This window comes from Thermococcus sp. P6 (assembly GCF_002214525.1).
GTDB lineage: Archaea > Methanobacteriota_B > Thermococci > Thermococcales > Thermococcaceae > Thermococcus.
On record NZ_CP015104.1, the window covers coordinates 238853 to 261557 of the forward strand.

Consider the following 22705-nt stretch of genomic DNA (forward strand, 5'->3'; position numbering starts at 1 on the left):
ATGGGTGGGATGAGGTTTGCCTTTCTCTGCAGGGAAAAACCCGGGCCCACGGGGAAAAAGGTTGCCATAATCGGTGCCGGCCCGGCGGGACTGAGTGCCACTGGTTACCTCGTGTGCCACGGCCATGAGGTCCACGTCTACGATAAGCTCCCGGAGCCCGGTGGTCTGATGCTCTTCGGGATACCCGAGTTCAGGATCCCAATCTACCGCGTTAGGGAGGGGTGCAGGGAGCTGGAGAACGTCTTTGAAGTTAAATTCTTCGCCGGTACAAAAGTTGCATTCGGAAACGGTGATGAGGAGGGGGACGATTTCGTCGAAAACGTTGTGGACTTCAATGAACTCGTGAAGGAATACGATGCCGTCCTTATATCCACAGGCACATGGAAATCATGGATGCCGGCAATTGAGGGCGTGGATCTGGAGGGGGTCTACCCGGCCTTGGGGTATCTGTTCAGAATCAAATCCGCAAGGCTCGGCCACATGGGCTGGGACGAGGTTCCCCCGATCGAGGGTAAAAAAGTCATGGTGGTTGGCGCGGGACACACGGCGGTTGACGCCGCCATGGAAAGCATGCTCCTCGGTGCGGAGAAGGTTTACATGAGCTACCGCAGGACGATCAACGAAGCCCCCGCCGGTGCGTACGAGATAAACCTCCTAAAGCAAAGGGGAATCAAATGGCTCGAGCTCACGGTTCCCGCGAGGATAATAGGCGAAGGTGGAAGGGTCAGGGCGATCGAACTACAGAAGTGCAGGCTCGGAGAGGCCGACGAGAGGGGAAGGAGAAAACCGATCCCGATTGAAGGCTCAAACTTCCAGATAGACGTCGATTACGTGATCTTTGCGGTCGGTCAGAGACCAACGCCCCCCTTCGCAGGGGATGCCGGTATAGCGGTTGATGGAAAGGGCAGAATCGTCGTTGATTCGCGGCACATGACGAGCAGGGAGGGCGTCTTTGCGGCGGGGGATGTGGTTATAGGGCCATCGAAGGTTGGCAGGGCCGTGCTGGACGGGCTTCTGGCTGCCGAGAGCATGCACCTCTGGCTCCGGGGTGATTAAAATGGCGAGGAGAATCCTCCACGTTGATTACAGCCTGTGCATAGGATGTGAAACGTGCCAGAGCGTCTGTGAGTTCCTCCACAACGGGAAACCGAACATAAGGATCTACTACACCGTAAGCGGCCTTCCGGTTCCCATAAACTGTCATCACTGTGAGAAGGCCCCGTGCATGGACGTTTGCCCGGCGGGTGCCATACACAGGGACGGGGATGGGGCTGTTATAATAGACCCCGACAAATGCATCGGGTGCTTCATGTGTCTGGCGGTGTGCCCCTTCGGAGTGCCGAGCTTCGACGTGAAGGTGAAAGCAATGGTAAAGTGCGATATGTGCGCCGACAGAAGGGAACTTGGAATGGCTCCCGCGTGCAGTGAGATGTGCCCGGCTGAGGCAATATTCTTCGGAAGGCCCGAGGAGGTGGAGGAGAGGGTAAGGAAGCGGACGGCGGAGAAGATAGCAAGGGAAAGGATTTCCTCCGAGGCCCTCGAGGGCACCGGGAGGATGCTCTGAGGATACTGCGTGGCTTCCATGGGCCTTTAAGTTTACTGATTTTTGATTGTTTGCATCAAGCTTTTAAATTCCGGGGAACATCAACCCCCCGGTGAACCTCATGAGAAAAAAGTTCATCCTTATCATCGCCTTCCTCCTGATAATCATGTTTCCGGACGTTTCTGCACAGCCCCGGTGGGACTGGACGTACAAAGACCAGTGCATCGTCTTTTCCATGGCCTTCAACGACAATGGAGACCTTGCCCTCGGCTTCGGATACGATGCCATTCTTTTTAAACCGAACGGCACGAGGGTTTTTAAATCGCCTGTAAGGGATTTCCCCTACTCCATAGCCCTGAGCGACAACGATTACACCGTCGTGGGGACAAAAGGCTTCTTCGTTCACCTCTTTGACCCGAGGGGGAACCTGATCTACGAATACAAGACGGATGGCATAGTATGGGCCGTCGATATAAGCAAAGATGGGGAGAGGTTTATAGCCGGAAGCGAGGATGGAAACGTCTACTTCTTTGAAGGGAAGGAGTTGAAGTGGAAGTATAAACTGAAGGCTCCGGTATGGAGCGCCGAACTCTACGGGGGTTACGTCATCGCGGGAGACGATGGGGGAAACCTCGTGCTTTTAAATGACGAAGGCACCCTCCTGTGGGAAAAGGAACTCAGGGGAAGGGTCTGGCGTGTAAAGGCAAAGGCCGGACGGGTTATGGTTCTCGCCCTGTGGGAAGAGAACGGGAACTGGAGGAGCAGGGTTTACGCATTCTCGCTAAAGGGAGAAGAGCTCTGGGAAAGGGATTTCGACGATTACGTGCGTGATATGGATTTCGACGGGAACAGGACCGTTGTGGCTGGAGATATCGGGGAGATAGTGGTTTTGGACAGCTATGGGGAGGAGCTGTACTCAATCCCGAGCTTTGACGTCATGTGGGACGTTGGAATCGGCAGGGGCTACGTTCTGGCGGGTGGGGGGAGTCAGGCGTTCTTCATAGACCCGCAGGGTAACGTGGACTGGGTATTCGAGACAAACGAAACCATTGAAAAGGTCTCCATAAGCGAGAACGGGCGCTACCTTGCCGTCTCCCACAAGGTGTTCTCAAAGATCCTGTGCGAGGGAACCGTCCACTTCATGGACATGCAAAAGGAATCAACCACCGTAACCGATCAAACCAGCGTGGCCCAAAGGGAAGGCACCGAAAAAAGCTACATCCTCGGCGGTCTAATCCTCGTGTTAACGGCCATGCTGCTGCTGGCGATCCGGGAGATGAGAGAGTGAGCGTGATAACGGCAAAGAACCTCACCAAAAAGTACGGCGATCTGGTTGCCGTTGACCACGTAAGCTTTGAGGTGAAGAGGGGGGAGATCTTCGGCTTCCTCGGGCCAAACGGCGCGGGAAAGACAACCACCGTGAGGATGCTCTCAACCCTGACAAAGATAACCGAAGGAGAAGCCTACGTAAACGGCTACGATGTTAGAAGGGAGCGGTTGAAGGTTAAGAAGAGCATAGGGGTCGTTCAGGACGTTTCAAACCTCTACGATGAGCTGACGGTTGAGGAAAACCTGAACTTCCTTGCGGAGCTTTATAACGCGCCTAAGGAGAACGTGGAGCGCCTCATAAAGGAGTTCAACCTCCCGAGAAGGCAGAAGTTTGGAAAGCTAAGCTCGGGGTACAAAAGGAGGGTTGCCATCTCGGCGGCGCTCGTTCACGAGCCCCCCGTGATATTCATGGACGAACCCACCGTCGCCCTCGATGTTCACTCCGCAAAGCTCGTCAGGGAAATGGTCCTCTCCCTGAACAAGGAGGGGAGAACGATATTCCTGACCACCCACAACATGGTTGAGGCTGAGAAGCTTCCGCACAGGATAGCCATAATAAACAGGGGAAAGATAGTGGCCATGGGGAGGAGAAACGAGGTGCGCTCCCTTCTTGGAAGCGGAATCAGGGTGAGGTTTAAGGTCGAACCCCTGAGCAACAGGCTCCTCAGGGCTCTGGAGAAGTACGGGCCATCTTTCGATGAGGATCTGATCCTGATAGAAACGGGCGACGTGGACGGGTTTCTGGATGAGCTGCATGAACTGAAGGGGGAGCTTGGGTTTAAAATCCTCCATCTGGAAACGCAGCTGCCCAGCATCGAGGAGGTCTTTCTCAGGCTCACGGATGAAAGCAATGAGTCTCCTACCTGCAGGACCTCATGCGGGGGATGCCCGATATGAAGATCCTCGCCATAGTGAAGAAGGAGTTCAGGGAGTACATGCTGAAACCGGGCTCTATAAGCTGGGGATTGGTGTTTCCCCTCGTTTTCACGCTCTCCTTCATAGTGCGCTTCGGAGATGTGGACCACCTCGCACCCGGACTCGTGAGCATATCGGCCCTCTTCGCCACAACGTCCTTTGTGGCCTCCTCGCTGATCTTCGAGCGCCGGTTGAAGACGTTCGAGCGCCTCCTTCTGGCTCCCGTGAGATACGGTGAGATAATCCTTGCGAAAATCCTCGTTGGAGCGCTCTTTGGGACCATGGTTAGCATCATAACCCTCCTGCTCCTCCTGAACTTCCTGCGCTACGGCATCTCCCATCCGGTCCTGACCCTGATACTGATTGCAATGGCGAACTTCACCTTTTCCGCCTTTGGGGTCTACGTATCCCTTGCTGTAAGAAACCCCATAAACGTGATGAGCTACCTCAACCTCTTCAGGCTCCCCATGATATTCACGAGCGGGGCAATAGCATCGCTCTCCCTCTTCCCCCGGTGGTTCATGCTGGCGGGCATTGTAACTCCCCTCACCTACTCCGTTGAGGCCCTTCGCTTTGCGATCCTTGACTACTACGACGTAATACCCTTCGAGTACTCGGTGCTCCTGCTTTCAATACTGGGGCTTCTCTTTTTCATAGCGAGCGTTAGAACCCTCAAAAAGCTGTACTGATGTTCACGCAGGTATCAACGGCCGTTGGGGAAGTTTAGAAGGATAGAAAAAGAAATACCAAAGAGATCACTTCTTTCTCCTCATAAGGAGGGGAATTAATGCCAGTGCCACAATCGCAGCGGGACCGCACGTTCCGCTCTGGGATGTGGTTGATGCGGTGCTCGGGGATACCGTTGAGGTGGTGCTGCTCGACTGCGTTATTACCTTCTCGGCCATCGCCCTGTTTCCGTTGAAGTCCACGGCAACGGCTCTGATGGTGTAGTCCGGTGTGTCGACCCCGTCGACCTTGACGTAGAAGTAGTTTCCGTTGGGATCCCCTTTGGTTGGAATCCCGGTGTACTTCTTGACCCCGCTGGCTGTAACTATCTCCACCTGAACCTCTTTTATTCCAACGTTGTCACTCGCCTGCAGGTACACCTGGAAGGGCTTCCCCACCTTTGGCTTTGAGGGGTAGGTGTAGGCTATCTCCACCGTGGGCTTGGTCGTGTCCGGAGCCTTGGTTACAACGATCTGGTGCTCTCCGAGGGGAACGGTTACGTTGAAGAGCATGTAGTGCTTGTCTCCTATTGTCCTCTCGCCGAGGAGCCTGTACTCAACGTCCGTTGCACTCTCATCGACCTTGGCCCCCTCGGGGGCAACCAGAACGAACTTTCCGCTTATCTCTTTGTACTTGTTTATGAACAGGGCACCGCTCCCGTCCTCTCCCGTCTTTCTGAAGACCAGGAACTCCTGGGGAACCGGAAGGGAGCTTAAGGGACCGAATATCGTGCCGAACATGTCCTTTATGTAAGGCAGTCTAACGTTGCCGTTCTCGTCTATCTCCACTATCCTCGATCCGTACCAGTTGTTCTCCTCCCTCTTATCGGGGGCACCGGTGGCGGTGTTCGTTACGAACCAGTGCTCGTTCCCGTTCTTATCCTTGTAAACCTGCACGTAATCCGCGTGTACGTGACCGCTGAGGACGAGCTTGATGTTGTACTTCTCCACATCCTCGAGGAAGCGCTTTGCTATGTCCTCGCTCGTCCTATCGGGTCCGCCGATCCAGTACCAGCTCACCCATGGAGCTATGGTATCCCAGTCATCGGTGGCGCTGTAGCCTTCGATTCTTCCGCTCCTCCCCTCGGGGGTCTTGTACCAGAAGGGGTGGTGCACAAGGACTATGGGTATCTTGTCGGGGTGTGCCTCGAGAACGCTCTCCATCCACTCGAGCTGGTCCATATTCGGGTGGGCCTGATCTCCGTGGGAGTCGAGTCCTATTATGAGGAACTTCCCGATCGTCAGGTTGAAGTCCGTTAAACCGACGAGCTTTGAGTAGTAGGTCGGCGGGTCATCGTGGTTTCCTTTGATTATTATGGCCGGCTTTCCGGTCGCCACGGCGTTCTCAACTGCGTTTAAGTAAAGGTTGTAGCCTTTTAGATCCCCGGCGGTGTCCACGTCATCCCCCGTGTTAATTATAACGTCCACCTCATCGCTCATCGCTCCGTAAGTAAAGGCGCTGTCAGTTGCGAAGTAGCTCGTTAGCGGAATCGCACCTTCACCGCACTTGCTCAGGCTCCTGCAGAACTTCTCCCCGTTCACATAGCCCACCTTGGAACCGCTGGTGACGTGGGTATCGCTTACGTGCCATATCCTCAGCACCTTTGGATATTCGTTCAGAACCCAGACGCCGTTGGGGATCACAATACTCCCTTTACTCGACTCCACCTGGAGGAAGTAGCTCCCGGGAACGGCCTCCTTCGGAATCTCGGCTATTACCGTGCCGCCCTCTTTCCTGAGGATGTTAAGATCGTAGGGCCCATTTAGGATGGAGATTATTGAAAGCCTCGTTATGTCAACGCCATCGGCCGCCTGAATCGTTACCGTCTCTCCGGGTTTTGCTATGGCCGGGGTGCCGGTGCTCGGAAACTTCAGGATCTCATTCGGGAAAACGTCCGCTTTCACCGTGTTTACCGGGATCAAAGACAGCGTTAGCAGGACCAGGAATAAAGCCGCTGCCCTCTTCATGCCATCACCGAAAAGGGATGGAAGTTTATCGAATATAAAAGTTTCTCCACAATTATGATTACTTGTTCCAGCGCATGGATATGAAGCTCAGCCCGAGAATTTTTTCCGCAACTTCACTTTCCCACACCCTACGCTCTTGAGAAGTCCATAATCCAAGAGTTTTGAAAGACAGTAAAAAGTTAAGCAGTGCCCTTTTTCAGTTCCTCCGCAAACTCGCGTGCGTCCCTTTCAAGGCTTTTCTGTAAAAGGATTCCAGCCTTTAAAGGCTTCTTCCCGAGAATCTCCTCCATCTGAGAGAGGCATTTCCTGGACCTTCCGGCACATGTGGTGAAAAAGGCGGCCTTCTTGATCTTCTCCCCGTTTTTCATGAGGTAAGTTCTGATAGCAGGAGTCACCCTGCTGTTCCACGTAGGGCTTCCAATCACGACGAGATCGTAATCTGAAGGATCCCTCTGGAACTCTATCTCCGTGGTTTTTCCGCGGGTGGCGTCGTAACCGGCCCTTAGGAAGCCCAGAATTCCCCTCCGGTTCTTTTTATCGATTACCTCATCCACATCGGCATTCAGGACTTCGGCCATTATTTTCGCCGCTTTTCTGGTGTTCCCGGTCCGGGAATAGAAAACAACGAGTATTTTCACTTTTACACCCTCCAACCTGAACTCCGCCTGCATACTATAAAACCTTTGGGTTTAGTTAAAGGTATGAGGGATTATTCGAAACCGAGGGATGGTTACTTTAGCTTCACTATAACGACCAGCATAGCCACTAATCTAAAACGGGAGCTGTGGGTTCTAGTTCTTCAATTGCTATTTTTACCATTATCTGTTCTGGGATTTTTTCTAAAATCCCTGAAGGTTTTGTAGTTCGGGATTATGTCTTGTTTGAAGTTATCCAGCATTTCCTTGAACGGTGGGATCATGTCTTTGGATGTAAAAGAGAGACCCCATCAGGTAAAAATTTACTTTTTGAATTTATCCGGCATTAGAGGGGCAACGTGCGGTAACAGGGAAAGGACAGGCAGGGAAAACTTAATTTTGGGCAATTACCCTCAAATTTTCCTGCCCCGTTTACGCTCCTTCCCTTATACCATACACTCCCTCGGCATATTCTAAAAGACTATCTGATAAGTTGCTTATCAGGGAGTAGTCGTTTATTCCCTCCTTTACCAGAATCATCTTCAACCCAGCGCGGATCTTTGCCCGGAGGTTCTTCTTCCTCTTCCAGTCTGCTACCTTAACGTAGCCTGACATCATTCTGGCGATCTCCCGGGCGATCCGCTCCACACGTTCTCTCTCCCGTATGGGCAAGTCCGGATAAGTCAACAACATATCGTAGAAGGCCAGTTCATCATCACTGAGGCTGAGTTCCTTCCCTTCCTCGATGGCCTTTCTCATATTCCTCGCCAGTTCTACCAGCTCTTCTATCATCTCGGCCGTCGTTATGAGCTTCTGGTTATGTTTCTCGATTATGGTTTCCAGCATTTCTGAAAACTTCTTGAAGCGTGGGGGGTTGATCCGCGTTCTAAAACGGAGTTCATCGCTGAGAATCTTCATCAGGACGTCCCTAACGTAATTCTTGTTCTCGATCTTGGTAAACTCGTTGAGAAACTCGTCGGAGAGTATCGAGATCTCGGGCTTCTTCTTTCTCAGCATTTCGAAGATGTCTACTGGCTCCCGAGCGGTGATTCCTCTTGAGATAATCTCCTGAACTTCCCTCTCCAGTTCCTTCGATATCTCCCTCGATAGTCTGGTGGAGTACTTCACTATCATCCTCTTTATCATCTCGAAGAACTGCAGTTCCTCTTTAATGGCCGTTGCCTCGGGATGGGGGCTGGCGAGAAGGTATAGTTTCTTCAGGGCCACCACGTCCCTTACGAACTTCTTCTTGGCTTCGTCGCTCCTGGCTATGAGCCCGTAGGCCTTCACCGTGAGTCGTGATAGTTCCTCCGGGGAGAGATCCTTCCAGTTCCTGTAATCAATCCCCTTTAGCTGGGCTTTCACGTCCTCATGTTTCTTTTTCAGTGTATCCAGAATGAGCCTGATGTCCGTCATGATGTCTCTCCTTGCCTCGCTGGAATATTTCGAGAGGGACTTTGAAAGGTCGTCCGCTATACCGATGTAGTCAACGATAAGGCCCCCCGGCTTGTCCTTATAGACCCTGTTAACTCTCGCGATGGCCTGGACGAGGCTATGGTTCTTCATGGGCTTCCAGAAGTACATCGTGTGGAGAGGGGGAACGTCAAATCCCGTAAGCCACATATCCACGACGATAACCATCTTAAGATCCGATTCAGGATCCTTGAACTCCTTGGCGAGGTCTTCCAGTTGCTTTCTCGTCCTGATGTGGGGATGGAACTCCTCAGGATCCCGGGATTTATCGCCCGAGATGACGACGGCCACCTTAGGAGCCTTGGGCTGTTTCACTATCCAGCCGTAGAGCTCGACGGCCACCCTGCGGCTTATCGTTACCACCATAGCCTTTCCGTCGAAGTCCTGAACGCGCCTGTTGAAGTGCTCCACTATATCCTTTGAAATACGGGATAGATACTCCTCCGTGAGCATTATCCGTTCCAGCTTTGCAAAGGCCCTCTTGAGACCCTCCTTAGTCTCCGGGTCAGCAGCCACCTTCTCCGAGAGATTCTCGAACTCAAGGTCTATAAACTCCTTCGTCAGGTGGAGTTCGGTTAGACGGGCCTCGTAGTAGATGGGAACAACAACGTTGTGCCGTCTGGCTTTGTCCATGGGGTAGGCACTAACGTAATCACCAAACACCAGAAACGTGGAACGGTCATCGTAGTCAATGGGAGTGGCGGTGAAGGCCAGGAAGGAAGCGTTGGGGATGGCCCTTCTGAGGTTCTGGGCCAGTTGCCCGTACTGGCTCCTGTGGGCCTCGTCCGCTATCACGATTACGTTTCGCCTGTCCGTCAGGAATGGGTACTCCTCGTCCTTTGACTTTCGGCCGAACTTCTGGATGGTGGCGAAGATTATTCCACCGGGAGTTTTCTTGATCGCCTCCTGAAGTTCGGTTATGCTTTCCACATGCTCGGCCTCGGTAAAGACGTTCGCAAAGACCTCATAGAGCTGTTCATCGAGCTCTCGCCGGTCGGTAAGGAAGATGAGAAGCGGGTTATTCAGTTCCCTGACCTTAAGAACCTTTTTGGCGTAGAGGAGCATGGTTATGGATTTGCCCGTTCCCTGAGCGTGCCATACTATGCCTATCCGTCTGTCCTCCGGTTTTTCTCCGTGAAGTACTGCTCGCATCGTCCTTTCAACGGCTTTCTTTACGGTGTAAAACTGGTAGTAGGTGGCGATTATCTTCGAGTAACTCTTTCCTCTCCTGTCGTAGACGATGAAGTCCTCCAGATACTCCAGCAGGTGCTCCCTGCGGAAGAGTCCCATTAGCAGTATATCCAGACTGGTGTACTGTTTGCCGTTGTATTCGTAGGCGAGGGCACCGTGCCCCTCGACTTCTATGGGCCTCACATCGTCATCGCTCATAACCCCCTCCCAGACGAAAAAGCGGTCCCAACCGCTGGTGGGGGAGCCGTAGCGGGTTTCGACTCCATCGCTGGCGACCAGTATCTGGGCGTACTGGTAGAGCTGTGGAATGTCCTTCTTCTTGACGTCGTGGTCGTTGAACGCGTCCTTTGCCGTTTGATTGGAGTTATAACCCTTGAACTCGAAGATGGCAATCGGGAGCCCGTTTATGAATACCACCATGTCCGGTCTCCTGAAGCGGTCGTTCTCGTAGTAGTACTCGACGGTGAACTGGTTGGACACGAGAAACTCGTTGTTATCCGGATTCTGGAAGTCAACGAGCCTTACGAACCTCGTCTTCTCCTCGCCCCCGGTCTTGAAGGTGAGCTTTACGCCCTTTGAGAGCATATCGTAGAACAGCATCCCCCTGACGACGAAGTCCGGATGGTCCGGGTTCCTGACCATCTCGTAAACCTTCAAGGCCAGCTCGTCGGTTAGCCATGGGTTGAGCCGCTTTACGGCCCTCAGGAACCGGTCCCGCAGGATGACGTCACGGTAGGATTCCCTCTCCCCTTCTTCAGGGGTGAGCTCGGAGCCGTGGACGTAAGCGTAACCCAGCCCCTTTAGAACGTTGATGGCCGTGTCCTCGACCATGTAACCCTCGTTTAGCCTTGCCCCTTCTCCCATTGTATCACCTTGACTCTGAAATTCTTTCTTGTTCAACGATGGAGTCTTCTTTTAACACTCATACCTCCTCCACCCTCAGCCTTCCAAACACCAGCTGTGGAAGGAGCGCGTCGCGAATCTTTTTCAGGAGCATTATTTCCCTCTGGTTGAGTAGGATTTTCTGGAAAAGGGGCTCTACGAGGGAGTGGAAGCGCTGGAGGATCGGTTGTGGTGGGATTGGAAATTTAACTGCTTTGAGATTGTTAATATTTATTCCAGGAACTGCAGTATCAGACGATCCTAACTCAGCAAGTGGAATAAGTTTTAGATGATGGTAAATATAGAATGTTACTGCTGGATTAGTTCCAGTGGTGTAGAATACAGTATCGATAGGGTAAAACGGCTCCAACATTAAATACACGCTCCCAACATTTCCTTTTCTACCAATAACTACAGAGGGAGCTGTTGCCAAAAATTGAGTGTGATATCCTATGATGCCACTTGAACCCACAACAGGAAAACGTCCTTTTTCTCTCTTTGATTTTGGTAATCCTTTTCCGTAGAGGATATCAACAGTTTCTCCTATCGGCTTAACCTCCCATCCCTCCGGAATCTCCATGTCCAGCTCCTCGCTGTAAACGAACTCCTCATCTTTGAAGGGCTCGAAGTCTATAAACCAGCTCTTGAAAATTGCCATTGCCATCTTTTCCAGAATCTCGTTCTGCCTTCGTTTGTTCTCGATGAGGTCGTCGAACCATGAAAGAACGGTGGCGATGCGGGTTTGTTCTTCTGGGGATGGGTAAGGAACTAATAACTGCTCTAAAGCACTTTTAGGCACTCGCTGTCTTCCGCTTGTGCCTGTCATAGTATACTGTAATCCTTTTCTAACAGAGGGAATTTTCAGAAAATAGAACAGATACAGCTTATCAATTTTGTTGTTTTTAGGGAGAATGGAGAAGACTTCTGTTGTAGCCATCCATTTGTAGTTGGTATTGTTTGGAACAATACAGCTTTTTCCATGTTCGAAGGATGGAGTTATTTTTGCCAATAATAATGAATTGGGAGGAACTTCAACCCCGCTTTTTACATTATCTCGATTTTTCACCTCGAATTTTGGGTATAATCCATCTTCGGGAATGTTCTCCATGCTTATAAATCCAATTGGTTTATCTCCGTTATTTTCTGGTTTTTTATTAATAAAAATGACCTCTCCAAGCTTCTTAACCTCCCAATCCTCCGGTATCTCTCCGATTTCAGTTTTCTTGAACCTGCTTTCCCATCTGAACTTTAGGGCCATACTTAATCCCCTCCATATTTGGGGATCATGTAAACTGCCAGCACCACTCCTCCGTTATGTGGGATTGGCAGAATATGTATTTTGACGCTTTCGTTTGAAAGTTGTTTATTGGCCCTTTTCTCTATTTCGGTTATCATGTCATTTTTTAGATGCCGGATTGGGGCAATAGTGGAATCATCTTCTATTCCGTAGGTTATACAGTACCTCCTTGTAGGTCCGTCTAAATATTTTTTAATAGTAGGGACTAATTTCTTTTCTGTGAATCTAGCGGGCTTTCTGAGGATAGAATCATCCGCAGACTTAAACTCTAAAATGTCTTCCTTTTGCAAGTTTCCCGGGTGTCTAAATTCATATTTAATTTCTTCTATCAGTATGTCATCCATAATAAACTCGAACATGCTTTTAAGGTGTCCGTTTTTAATATTTTCACTGTAAACTTTGCACAATAGATATTCCATTAATAATCTGCCTTTTCTGCTCTGGGCATCTTGGATTTGCATCATAAGGTTATTTGAGAAGTCCAAAATTTCTTCTGGAACCTCAACTTTATTGTATATTTCCAGATTTCCAAGTTTGAATGGCTCTAATGTAGTTTCTTCTCCCGCGTGCCAGACCCTGATTAACTCTCCGTTCCCATTGAAAATCGAATTGTATAACTTTATTAAAAAGCCCCTCTTAGGATGTATTCCCGGTCTTGCAGTGGTGCAAAAGCATATTGTGTAATTTGGATGTTCTTTTTTGAATAGCCTTTCTTCACTATTTTCGGTGACTTTGTAGAGGTATACCTCATCCTCCGTATACTGGTACCTAATGTTAGAATAGTACGTCATCAAATTCGTTTGGGATGGAACAATTTTCATGAATTCCTTTTTATAGGAATTGAGTTTCTCAGTCCAAGCCACGAACATATCGTAGAATTCATTATAGTTATATGCTTTATTTCGGACGAACACTTTTGTTATTCTCCCTTCATCTTTTCCAATCTTTATTTTTCCAGTTGTGGAAATGACACCTGTACCAATGAGCTCTTTTAAGTCATCTTGTTCTATGGGCAATAAAATGGGGAAAGAAAAGGTATCAAGCTCAATGTTGAGTTTTATTGATCCTAATGATTCCCACCCTACTTCCTCGGGCTCTATTCCCCAGAATTTTGCGTGCCCCTTACTGAGTCGCTTACTATATTCAAAGGCCGCAAAGAGCACATCCTTTTGAGTTCGTTTTATGATATCTGCTCGTATGATGTTTTTTGGATGCAACACCACTCTAACTGAATATAGTCCCTCCTCAATCTCAGCTAAAGAGGGATCTTTCCGACTATGAACTATTACCAAAACGTCTTTCATCTGAAGAACTCCAACTATGAACTTGTCTGCCTCTTTTGATTTTGTGTTTAGTGATGCCCTAAATGTATCTATCAGATATTCTACTTCATCGTCCCTTTTATTGGGATAGGAATCCATTATTTTTTTAATCCACTTCTTTACAGAGCTATTTTCTGGTTCAACATCATTTTCAAAGTCTCTCCATACTTCAATTTTCTTCTCCAACGCTCTTAATAAACTGTATATATCTTCCTCCACTGTTACCTCCTTGGAATTGAGAATGTCCTTCGTGCTCTTGCTGGGCTTTGTTGCAGATTTACTCCAAAAATATATTTTCATAGTCCATCCCCTCTAAATTTTCCACCCTAACGCCTCCATAACCTCCCTGATCTTTCCCGTCAGCTCTTCCTCCTCCCTGAGCAGCTTCCCCAGCTCTTCGCTGTACTCCCTCATCTTCTCATCAAAGGTTCTCCTGTCGTCGAACTCCAGTTTAACCCCGACGTACCTTCCGGGTGTTAGAGCGTACCCGTTGGCCGCTATCTCCTCGATGGTGGCGACTTTCGCAAAGCCCGTCTCGTCTATCTCGTCGAGCCTTCCTTCCTCAAAGAGTTTGAACTTATCGACGACCTTTTTGATGTGCTCGTCCGTCATCACGTTCTGCCGTCTGGAAACCTGAACGTAGAGGTCCTTCGCGTTGATGAAAAGCACTTTCCCCTTCATGTGCTTGGGCTTCTCCTTCCTTATGAACCACAGGGACACCGGGAGTGAGACGTTGTAGAACAGCTTCTGAGGCGCGGCCACTATCCCGTAGATAAGGTCGTTCTCGATTATGGCCTTCCTTATCTCACCCTCAACCCTTCCACCGGTAAGGGCTCCGTTGGCCATGACGAAGCCGGCTTTTCCCGTGGGCGCGGTGTGATGGATGAAATGGAGTATCCACATGTAGTTGGCGTTGTTGTTAGGGGGCACCGGGAGCCTCTTTCCTCCAAGCCTGAGCCTTGGATCGTCCGGCCTTATCCTGTCGGCCCCCCACTCACTGTCGTTGAAGGGCGGGTTGGCCACGACGTAGTCAAAGGTCATACCGGCGAATTTATCATCGTGGTAGGAGTCCCCTATTCTGATGTCCCCCTCGGCACCGCGGATTAGGAGGTTCATCTTCGTGAGCCTGTACGCCATCGGGTCGGAGTCCTGACCGTGTATCGATAACGTCAGGGGATCAATGCCGTCGCGCTCGAGCTTCTCAAGGGCCGAGACGAAAAAGCCACCGCTTCCGCAGGCCGGGTCGAGGATGGTTCCTCCCTTCACGTCGAGGACCTCGACTATTAACCGTGTGAGGGAGCGGGGCGTGTAGAATTTGCCCCCGAGCTTGCCCTCAACCTCCGTGAACTTTCCGAGGAAGTACTCGTAGATACGACCGAAGATGTCCTTAGCTTTATGGTCGTAGCCGAAATCAATCTCGGAAAACTTGTTGATGAGGTAGGTGTAATCGTGGTGGTCAAGGGGGGACTGAGTGTATATCTTCGGAATGACGTTCTTCAACCTGTCGGGGTACTTGTTCTCCAGCACCTCAATGGCGTTATCGATGAGCTCGGCGATGTTCGGCTGGCTCGCGTTCTTGACCAGATAATCCCATCGGGCCTCGACCGGAATGTAAAGGGCACCTCCGGAAAGGTAGAAGTCCTCATCCTCCAGCATCCGCTCCCGGAGGTCTTGATCGGGGATGTATAACTCACTTGAAGGGTCGGACATTAACTTCTTCAGCTCTTCCCTCCGCTCATAGAAGCTATAGCTAAGGGCACGGAGGAATATCAACCCCAGAACGACGTATTTATACTGATGAACCTCCATCTTCTTCCTGAGTTTATCCGCCACCTTCCATAGACGGTTTTCGAATTCCGGCGTCAGCTCGGTTTCAACTTTTGGAGCCTTTTTCTCGGCGTGCCTCTTTGGTTTTCTACCCCTCCTTTTCTTTTCAGCTTTTTGAGTGGGACCTTTTCGCAGGTACTCATCGATAGTTGGCATTCTCTACCCCTCCCAATGTGTAATCTGGAGCACTCACCTTAATAGCTTTTCGTACCCCAGTGCGTTCGGGTTCGTTGAAGCTGGCCTTAATGCTTCGCTCATACGTGCAATCTGGAGAAGACGGCCGTACTTCCTCAGGACCTTAGAGGAAAGGGATTTGGAGGACTATAAGGCCCTTTATAGACTTTTAAAAGCCATTAAAATGTGCAAACAAGCCCGGAAGCGAATTATGGTGCGGTGGCCGGGATTCGAACCCGGGTTACCGGCTTGGAAGGCCGGTGTCCTGGACCAGGCTAGACTACCACCGCCCGAGAAGTGGTGGGGCGAGGGGGATTTGAACCCCCGACACCCGGATCTTCAGTCCGGCGCTCTCCCAGGCTGAGCTACCGCCCCACGCCCAATGGATAGGGTACGCGGGCAATTTATAAATCTTGCGGTAGGCCCCCGGGTTCGGGGACCTCATAACTCCGGCTCAACCTCGTAAACAGTCCTGTCCTCACCAATGCCCTCCATAAGACCCCTGTGACGCCTCACGCAGCTCTCGCACCGCCCGCAGTGGACCGGCTTCCCGTCAGGAGTGAAACCCCTCGGCATGTAGCAGGAGTTCGAGTACTCGTATTTTGCATTGAGCTCCTTCAGAAGTTTCGCTATGCCCCTCTTGTCGAGGTCTATGAGTGGGGCGACAACCCTGACTTCCGCCATCGTGCCGTAGCGGAGCATCTCGTTCATCCTCTCGACGAACTCCCGGGTATTATCTGGAAAGGTGGAACCTTCCTCGGCGTTGAAACCGGCTATTATATCCCCCCCACCGAGGGCATCGAGAAGGGATGCGGCTGTGGCTATGAGCACGACGTTTCTGGCCGGAACCCAGACGCTCTTTGCCGTTTCCTTTGCCCTCCCGGTCTCTTCAAGCTCCTGGGCGGTAACCGTGGGAGTTTCCCCACCGACGAGCGTCGTCCCCCTGAGCTTTGAAAACTCCTCGAGGAAGTCGAGCCTGACGATTTTCAGGGGGACGCCGAGTTCCTTTGAGAAGAACTCCGCCACCCTGTTGGTGACCTTTTCCTCGTTGCTCCCGTAGTTCGCCGTGAGCATGATAACCTCGTCGTATTCCCTTTTGGCCCAGTAGAGGCAGGCCGTTGAGTCAAGTCCGCCGGAAAAAAGAACCACGGCACGCTTCATCTTCCACCCTCCTTTTCTCCGTTATACTTCAAGGGCCAGCCCGATTATATCCTTAACGCTCGAAAAGCCCTCGCTCTCGAGGTAGGCTTCGATGCCCGCGTTTATCTCCCGGAACACCCCCCAGCCCCTGAGCCAGATGGCCGTTCCGATCTCCAGAGCCGAGGCGCCCGCCAGCAGGAACTCAACGGCATCCTGCCACGTCGTTATCCCGCCCATCCCTATGACCGGAACGTCCAGAACCCTCGCGAGGTCATAGACGGCCCTCAAAGCCACGGGCTTTACCCCGGGTCCCGAGTAGCCCCCAACGCGGTTGCTGAGGACGGGCTTTTTTGCGTAGACGTCTATGGCCACCGCTTTCAGGGTGTTTATGGCCGAGACGGCATCTGCCCCGCCCCTTTCCGCGGCAAGCCCCAGCTTCGTTATGTCGTCCGTGTTCGGGGTGAGCTTCGCTATGACGGGTTTATCCGTCACGTCTTTAACAGCTCTGACCACCTCGTAGACGTTCTCCGGTTTCTGGCCGATTTCCATACCGTAGCCCTTTGCATGGGGGCAGCTTAGATTGAGCTCAAAGGCGTCTCCAGCATCGCTCAGTTTCTCCGCTAAGAAGGCGAACTCCTCGCTGCTTCCCCCGAAGATCGAGACCACAACCGGGAAGTCGAAGGTATAACCCTCCACCATCTCGAGGAAGGCCTTCCAGCCGGGGTTCGGCAGGCCCATCGCGTTTATCAGGCCGTAGGGAAGCTCGACCACCGTGGGATTGTCGTAGCCGGCCCTCGGTTCCATGCCTATGGATTTCGTTACGACGGCAGCAGCGCCTTCCTCGTGGGCACGTATCCAGAGATCGGGAGTTCTGTCCGCTATGCCCGACGCGAGGATGAGGGGATTCTCAAGCTCAAGACCCGCAACCTTAACCGAGAGTTTCGTCACTTTCAACCCCCAAGCTAAAAGAGGAAATCCGTTATTAAGATTTTGTCATGTATTATGCTCAGCGCTCCGGCGGGAGCGTTGAAGGAAATTCTAATGGCGGCGGGCGCGCCCGGGGGTGGGGACCTTCCACCGCTCCCTTCCACCGGGGCTCGCTCACCCCCGCTACCCCACGAGCGCCGGACGTCCCGCCTACCGCTGCTCCCTTCCGGGCCTGACGGGGTTCGGCGGGCAAAGGGAGTTAGCGGAGCCCTCCAGCTCCGCCCCTCCCACCGCCGGCCCCGTGGGACGAGGGATCACAGTTGTGCCCCGGCTTCCGGGAACGGCTTCGGGAACCGCCCCCCGGGCTTCGGCCCCGGCATATCGACGGTTTCCGGTTACAGGGGACGCCGAACCCCCCGGCCTAGCCCGCCGCCGGGTTTATCTTCCCTCCCGGGTATATAAAGCTTTGGCATTGAACCAAAGGTTGTTCACCATCGTATTGAAAAATTTTCATAAAGAGATGGACAGAGGTATCCACGGGTGACGTAACGTGCGCTTAACTGATCATCCCATTCTACGTTTTGAGCGCGGCAGGGAGGTTACGATCTACTTCAGGGGTCAACCGATCAGAGCCCACGAGGGGGAGACCGTTGCGGCGGCCCTTCATGCCGCAGGGATCAGGGTTCTCAACCGCTCCCCCAACAAAAACCGCCCCAGAGGCCTGTTCTGTGCCATAGGCAAGTGCTCCTCCTGCCTCATGGTCGTGAACGGAATACCCAACGTCCGGACGTGCATAACGCCGGTTAAGGAGGGTATGGTCATAGAACCCCAGCACGGAAAGGCCAGACTGCCGGTCAATGCAAAGCCGCCGGAGTTCAAAGAGGCGAGGAAGGTCAGGGCGGACATCGTGGTAATCGGCGGGGGCCCCGCGGGGCTTATGGCTGCCATTCACGCGGCCGACGCCGGAGCGAGTGTAATTCTTCTGGACGAAAGCCCGATGCTCGGCGGCCAGCTCGTCAAGCAGACCCACAAGTTCTTCGGCAAGCGCGAGCAGTTCGCCGGTGTCAGGGGGGTGGAGATAGCCAGATTTCTGACCGATGAGCTCCGCAAGAGGGAAAACGTTGAGGCCTTTGTGGAAACGTCCGCCATTGGCATCTTTCAGGAAGGGGACGAAAAGCTCGTTCTGGCCGTCAGGAAAAACCGCGAACCCATCGAGTTCCGCGGAAGGGCTGTGGTGATCGCCACGGGCGCTATGGAAAAAACCATACCCTTCGAGAACAACGACCTGCCGGGGATCTACGGTGCGGGGGCCATTCAGACGCTTATGAACACCTACGGCGTCAAACCCGGCGAGAGGGCTCTCATAGTTGGAGCGGGAAACGTGGGGCTTATACTCGCCTACCAGCTCCTTCAGGCGGGCGTTTCTGTTGAGGCCATAGTGGAGGCCATGCCGAAGATCGGGGGCTACTTCGTTCATGCGGCAAAGGTGAGGCGTCTGGGCATCCCGATACTAACGGGGCATACGATACTGCGCGCCGAGGGTAAGGAGAGGGTCGAGAGGGCGGTCGTGACGAGGATCGACGAAAGCTGGAGACCCGTTCCGGGAACCGAGAGGGTCTTCGAGGTGGATACGATAGCCCTCGCGGTCGGTTTGAGACCGAGCATTGAGCTCCTCCAGCAGGCCGGCTGTGAAATTCGCTACGTCCGTGAGCTCGGGGGGCACGTTGCCGTTAGGGACGAGTGGATGGAGACAAACGTAAGGGGCATCTTCGTGGCCGGCGATTCCGCGGGAATAGAGGAGGCCACCACGGCAATGCTCGAGGGAAAGATAGCCGGAACTGCCGCCGCCCTGAGGCTCGGCATAGCGGATGAAAGCCGGGTTAAAGAGGTTGAAAAGGCCCTGAAGGATCTGGAGGAGTTCCGCTCGGGACCTTTCGGCAGGCATGTGCTCGAAGGGATAAGGAAAGCCATGGTGGTGGAAAAATGAGCGAGATTCCCGACTACCTGAAAAGAGGATACCTAACCCCGGAAGAGCTCTTCTCGGTGATCCCGAAGCCGGACGAGGATCGTCTCCGGCAGAGACCCGTCGCCGTCCCGGAGTGCCCGCAGGAAATTCCCTGTACGCCCTGCATGGAGGTATGCCCCACGGGAGCGATAACCATGCCCACGCCGAATAGCATCCCGGTTGTGGATTACGATAAGTGCATCGGCTGTTCCCTGTGCGTTCAGGCCTGCCCGGGGCTGGCCTTCTTCATGGTTCACTACACTGGCGATAAGGCCAGAATAACGATGCCCTACGAGCTCCTCCCGGTTCCTGAAAGGGGTGAGGATGTGGTTCTACTCAACCGTAAGGGGGAGCCCGTTGGCAAAGGTAAGGTCGTCACGGTCGTACCGAGGGAGAAAAGCAGGGGGGACACGCCCATAATCGTCGTGGAGGTTCCCATTGGTCTGGCATGGGAAGTTAGGGCCGTGAGGGTTGAGAGGTGATTCGAATGTCCGGGGAGATAATCTGCCGTTGCAACGACGTAACCCGGGAGGAAATAGAAGCGCTCATCGATTCCGGCGTCACGGAGCTCGAAGAGCTGAAGAGGCTCCTCCGCGTTGGAATGGGACCCTGTCAGGGGAGGACGTGCCTGCCTCTGGTGGTCAGCATACTCGCCAGAAAGACGGGAAAGAAGCCGGAAGAGATAAGCCTGCCAAAGGCGAGGGTTCCCGTCCGGCCGGTTAGGGTGGACGCTCTGGTCGGTGGTGACGATGAGTAGGATAGCGGTCATCGGCGGGGGAATAATCGGCGTGGCGACGGCCTACGAGCTGGCAAAACTCGGGGAGGAGGTGATCCTCTTCGAGAAGAACTACTTCGGTTCGGGTTCGACCTTCCGCTGCGCCACCGGGATAAGGCAGCAGTTCACGGACGTGGCGAACATCAGGCTCATGAAGTATTCGGTCGAGAGGTGGAAGGGGCTTGAGGAGGAGCTCGGGTCCGAGACGGGCTTTACCCAGACCGGGTACCTGTTTCTGGCGACGGACGAGGAGGAGGTAGAGGCCTTTAAGAACAACATAAGGCTCCAGAACCGCCTTGGGGTTCCAACGAGGCTTATAACACCCGAGGAGGCGAAGGAGATAGTGCCCATACTCAACACCGAGCCCTTCGTCGCCGGGGCATGGAACCCCACGGACGGGAAGGCCAACCCCTTCAAAACGCTCTTCGCCTACCTCATGAAAGCCCGTGAGATGGGAGTCGATGCGAGGGAGCGAACAGAAGTCACGGGGCTTGAAAGGGAGGGGGAGTCCATAACCTCCGTGAGGTTTAGAAAAGGAAGCGGAACGGAGAGCGTCAGGGTCGATGCGGTTATCAACGCTACCAACGCATGGGCACCGTTCATCAACGAGATGGCAGGTCTGAAGAGAAGTCTGGTGCCGATAAAGGCCTACAAGCACCAGCTCATCAAGACGGAGCCCCTTGAAAGGGGTCAGGCCGAGCCTCTGGTCTGCCCGCCAAGCTGGAAGGACGCGTACATAATTCAGGACGGGGAGGACGGCGGAATAATCTGCGGTGCCGGGATAGAGCATGAGGCGAGCGGTCTGAACGATTACGAACCCACCTACGACTTCCTGCGCGGTGTACTGAGGTACGCGGTCAGAATAGCCCCGCCCCTGCGCTACGCCCACGTCATCAGGCAGTGGGCCGGCCACTACGCAAAGACCCCCGACAGCAACCCGGCAATTGGAAGGCTCCTCGAGAACTACTACGTTGCCGCAGGCTTCTCAGGGCACGGTTTCATGATGGCCCCGGCGGTGGCCGAGGCGATGGCGGAGCTCGTATCAAAGGGCCGCTCGAAGGTCCCGCTCGACTGGGAGTGGTACGACCCCCTCCGCTTCGAGAGGGGTGAGCTCCGCACGAGTGCCTTCCAGATCGGTTAAGAGCGCCGGGTTTTGGCCCCTTCCTTTCAACTCTTTTCATGGTTTTCCGGATCTGTTCCGTTAAGATTCTCGAGAAGTGTGGCGCCCGGGTCGGGATTTGAACCCGAGTCACGGGAGTGACAGTCCCGTATGATAGGCCTGGCTACACCACCCGGGCATTTGAGTGGCCGGCGGCGTCCCCGGGTTCCCGCCCCCTCCCGGAGGGCAGTACAACCGGGATCGCTGGCGGGCTTAACTTCCGGGGTCGAAACGAGACCGGGTGTGACCCCGCCGCTATGACCGCCGTACCGCTACAGACCTCCCGAAATGACTTTATAAACTTTGCGGTGCACAGGGAGCTCCCGACGGCCGGTCCGGAAGTTAAGCCAGCCGTCTCGATGGTTCCAACGGTCTTCAGAAAATATTATAAATGATTGATCATAGTAATGAGCGGTGAGCTCCATGACGGGATCCGGGCTAAGAGGGACCGTATGGAAAGAGCGCTTCTTCCTCATCCCCCTAATTGCCTCCGTTCTGCTCCTCTCGAGCATTCCGGGGGTGGCTGCCGACTGCACTCCTGAGAGGGATTACGGTACCTTCTCCGTTTCCACCGTGGACGGCTGGCTTCTTATTGAAGCCGGAAGCGTGGACTGGACGTGCGAGATAATCGCCGCAGAGATGACCCCCCGCCTCGATCTGCCGAATTCCAACCGGGATTACTACATCCTCACGGACGGAAGGACGGCCTACCTCCTCGGGAGCTACAACGACCTCCTGGTGGACAATCCACCCGTCGGTTTCGTCGATGGAAGGCTCCACGTGATTCAGAACTCAACGAGAAAGGAACCCTTCAGGAACTTAACGGTGACCATCAACGGTGAAGCCCGCAACCTCACCCTCTTGAGGAGCGTAACCGTTTCGAGGGAATACGAGTTTGAAGGCGGTTGCTTCAGGGAAACCGCGAGCTGCAGAAGGGTGGAGTATCCGAACGGAACGACCGAGAGAAACTGCACCGGGAAAATAGACGCCTCGCTCCTAAAACCTCCCTCGAAGTATGAAAACGGGTCTCCCACGGTTGTTAGCGGTGAAGAGGTCCTCTTCTTCCTCGGAGGAAGAGAGTACAGGATTAAGATCCCCGAAGGGATTAACGCCTCCACCCTGAACCTCACCGCATTTAAAGCGAAGAACGGGCTGGTTCTGGTCAACCGGAAACTGTTAAGCCTTCCCGCAGGGACGGGGCTGGATAAAGCTCCACTGCTCTTCACGGTGAGGAACGGAACCCTTGTAATGCTCCCCGTCGAGGGAGATTTTAGGGAACTCGTATGCAATGGAACCGCAACTTCCTCCGGCAACGGAAGGGGCATCTGCGGGCCCGGGGTTATCGTTCTCCTGCTTATCTCACCCCTGATAATCCGGACCTTCGGAGGGAGGTAGCGCACCTCCCGGACCCCCGCTTT

Annotated in this window: 18 protein-coding genes, 3 tRNA genes, 1 rRNA gene and 1 other RNA gene; 10 read left to right on the forward strand and 13 right to left on the reverse strand. The window is 53.3% G+C overall.

Annotated elements, in window-relative coordinates:
* The 5 genes from A3L12_RS01300 to A3L12_RS01320 all read left to right on the forward strand — a co-directional run bounded on the left by A3L12_RS01300 (position 1) and on the right by A3L12_RS01320 (position 4476).
* Entirely contained in the window at positions 1–1056 is a 1056-nt protein-coding gene (locus A3L12_RS01300) for an FAD-dependent oxidoreductase (RefSeq protein WP_088881929.1), read from the forward strand.
* A gap of 1 nt (position 1057) precedes the next feature.
* A complete protein-coding gene (locus A3L12_RS01305) occupies positions 1058–1564 on the forward strand; it encodes a 4Fe-4S dicluster domain-containing protein (protein ID WP_088881930.1) in 507 nt (168 codons plus the stop codon).
* 100 nt (positions 1565–1664) lie between these two features.
* Entirely contained in the window at positions 1665–2831 is a 1167-nt protein-coding gene (locus A3L12_RS01310; RefSeq protein ID WP_088881931.1) for a WD40 repeat domain-containing protein, read from the forward strand.
* Positions 2828–3769 carry an ABC transporter ATP-binding protein gene (locus tag A3L12_RS01315; RefSeq protein WP_088881932.1) on the forward strand — a complete coding sequence of 314 codons (942 nt, stop codon included), beginning with the start codon at positions 2828–2830 and terminating at the stop codon, positions 3767–3769. Before A3L12_RS01310 ends, A3L12_RS01315 begins: the two co-directional genes overlap by 4 nt.
* Positions 3757–4476, forward strand: coding sequence for an ABC transporter permease (locus tag A3L12_RS01320; RefSeq protein WP_088883188.1), 720 nt, complete (start codon positions 3757–3759; stop codon positions 4474–4476). Before A3L12_RS01315 ends, A3L12_RS01320 begins: the two co-directional genes overlap by 13 nt.
* Before the next feature lie 66 nt (positions 4477–4542).
* On the opposite strand, the gene A3L12_RS01325 is transcribed toward A3L12_RS01320, so the two are convergent.
* The 11 genes from A3L12_RS01325 to ffs form a co-directional block, all read right to left on the reverse strand.
* On the reverse strand, positions 4543–6480 hold the full coding sequence (locus A3L12_RS01325) for a metallophosphoesterase (RefSeq protein ID WP_088881933.1): 1938 nt from the start codon (positions 6478–6480) through the stop codon (positions 4543–4545).
* Positions 6481–6659: 179 nt separating this feature from the next.
* On the reverse strand, positions 6660–7118 hold the full coding sequence (locus A3L12_RS01330) for a flavodoxin family protein (protein ID WP_088883189.1): 459 nt from the start codon (positions 7116–7118) through the stop codon (positions 6660–6662).
* Positions 7119–7547: 429 nt separating this feature from the next.
* A complete protein-coding gene (locus tag A3L12_RS01335; RefSeq protein ID WP_088881934.1) occupies positions 7548–10643 on the reverse strand; it encodes a type I restriction endonuclease subunit R in 3096 nt (1031 codons plus the stop codon).
* 58 nt (positions 10644–10701) lie between these two features.
* Positions 10702–11919 carry a restriction endonuclease subunit S gene (locus tag A3L12_RS01340; protein ID WP_088881935.1) on the reverse strand — a complete coding sequence of 406 codons (1218 nt, stop codon included), beginning with the start codon at positions 11917–11919 and terminating at the stop codon, positions 10702–10704.
* Positions 11920–11921: 2 nt separating this feature from the next.
* Positions 11922–13580, reverse strand: a complete 1659-nt coding sequence (locus A3L12_RS01345) for a hypothetical protein (protein WP_088881936.1) — start codon at positions 13578–13580, stop codon at positions 11922–11924.
* A 12-nt stretch (positions 13581–13592) separates the two neighbouring features.
* Entirely contained in the window at positions 13593–15263 is a 1671-nt protein-coding gene (locus A3L12_RS01350; RefSeq protein WP_088881937.1) for a type I restriction-modification system subunit M, read from the reverse strand.
* 230 nt (positions 15264–15493) lie between these two features.
* Positions 15494–15571: transfer RNA gene (locus A3L12_RS01355), tRNA-Gly, on the reverse strand.
* An 8-nt stretch (positions 15572–15579) separates the two neighbouring features.
* Positions 15580–15656, reverse strand: a tRNA-Phe gene (locus A3L12_RS01360).
* 66 nt (positions 15657–15722) lie between these two features.
* A complete protein-coding gene (gene queC / locus A3L12_RS01365; protein WP_088881938.1) occupies positions 15723–16442 on the reverse strand; it encodes a 7-cyano-7-deazaguanine synthase QueC in 720 nt (239 codons plus the stop codon).
* Between the two features lie 21 nt (positions 16443–16463).
* Positions 16464–17375 carry a dihydroorotate dehydrogenase gene (locus tag A3L12_RS01370; protein ID WP_394335079.1) on the reverse strand — a complete coding sequence of 304 codons (912 nt, stop codon included), beginning with the start codon at positions 17373–17375 and terminating at the stop codon, positions 16464–16466.
* Between the two features lie 91 nt (positions 17376–17466).
* Positions 17467–17780, reverse strand: an RNA gene (gene ffs / locus A3L12_RS01375) — signal recognition particle sRNA.
* Positions 17781–17898: 118 nt separating this feature from the next.
* Between ffs and A3L12_RS01380 the strand changes: the two genes are divergently transcribed.
* The 4 genes from A3L12_RS01380 to A3L12_RS01395 are packed head-to-tail and all read left to right on the forward strand — an operon-like array spanning position 17899 to position 21269.
* On the forward strand, positions 17899–19335 hold the full coding sequence (locus A3L12_RS01380; protein WP_088881940.1) for an FAD-dependent oxidoreductase: 1437 nt from the start codon (positions 17899–17901) through the stop codon (positions 19333–19335).
* Complete coding sequence (locus tag A3L12_RS01385) at positions 19332–19835, forward strand: 4Fe-4S dicluster domain-containing protein (RefSeq protein ID WP_088881941.1); 504 nt, start codon at positions 19332–19334, stop codon at positions 19833–19835. Before A3L12_RS01380 ends, A3L12_RS01385 begins: the two co-directional genes overlap by 4 nt.
* Positions 19836–19840: 5 nt before the next feature.
* A complete protein-coding gene (locus A3L12_RS01390) occupies positions 19841–20110 on the forward strand; it encodes a (2Fe-2S)-binding protein (protein WP_088881942.1) in 270 nt (89 codons plus the stop codon).
* Positions 20103–21269, forward strand: a complete 1167-nt coding sequence (locus tag A3L12_RS01395; RefSeq protein WP_088881943.1) for an FAD-binding oxidoreductase — start codon at positions 20103–20105, stop codon at positions 21267–21269. Before A3L12_RS01390 ends, A3L12_RS01395 begins: the two co-directional genes overlap by 8 nt.
* Positions 21270–21348: 79 nt before the next feature.
* Here the strand turns inward: A3L12_RS01395 and A3L12_RS01400 are convergent.
* Positions 21349–21426 (reverse strand) — tRNA-Asp (locus tag A3L12_RS01400).
* 8 nt (positions 21427–21434) lie between these two features.
* Positions 21435–21556, reverse strand: a 5S ribosomal RNA gene (gene rrf, locus A3L12_RS01405).
* Positions 21557–21701: 145 nt separating this feature from the next.
* On the opposite strand from rrf, the gene A3L12_RS01410 reads away from it, so the two are divergent.
* The gene (locus A3L12_RS01410; protein ID WP_157726683.1) at positions 21702–22682 is read left to right on the forward strand and encodes a hypothetical protein; all 981 of its coding nucleotides are present in this window, start codon (positions 21702–21704) and stop codon (positions 22680–22682) included.
* Positions 22683–22705 lie beyond the last annotated feature (23 nt).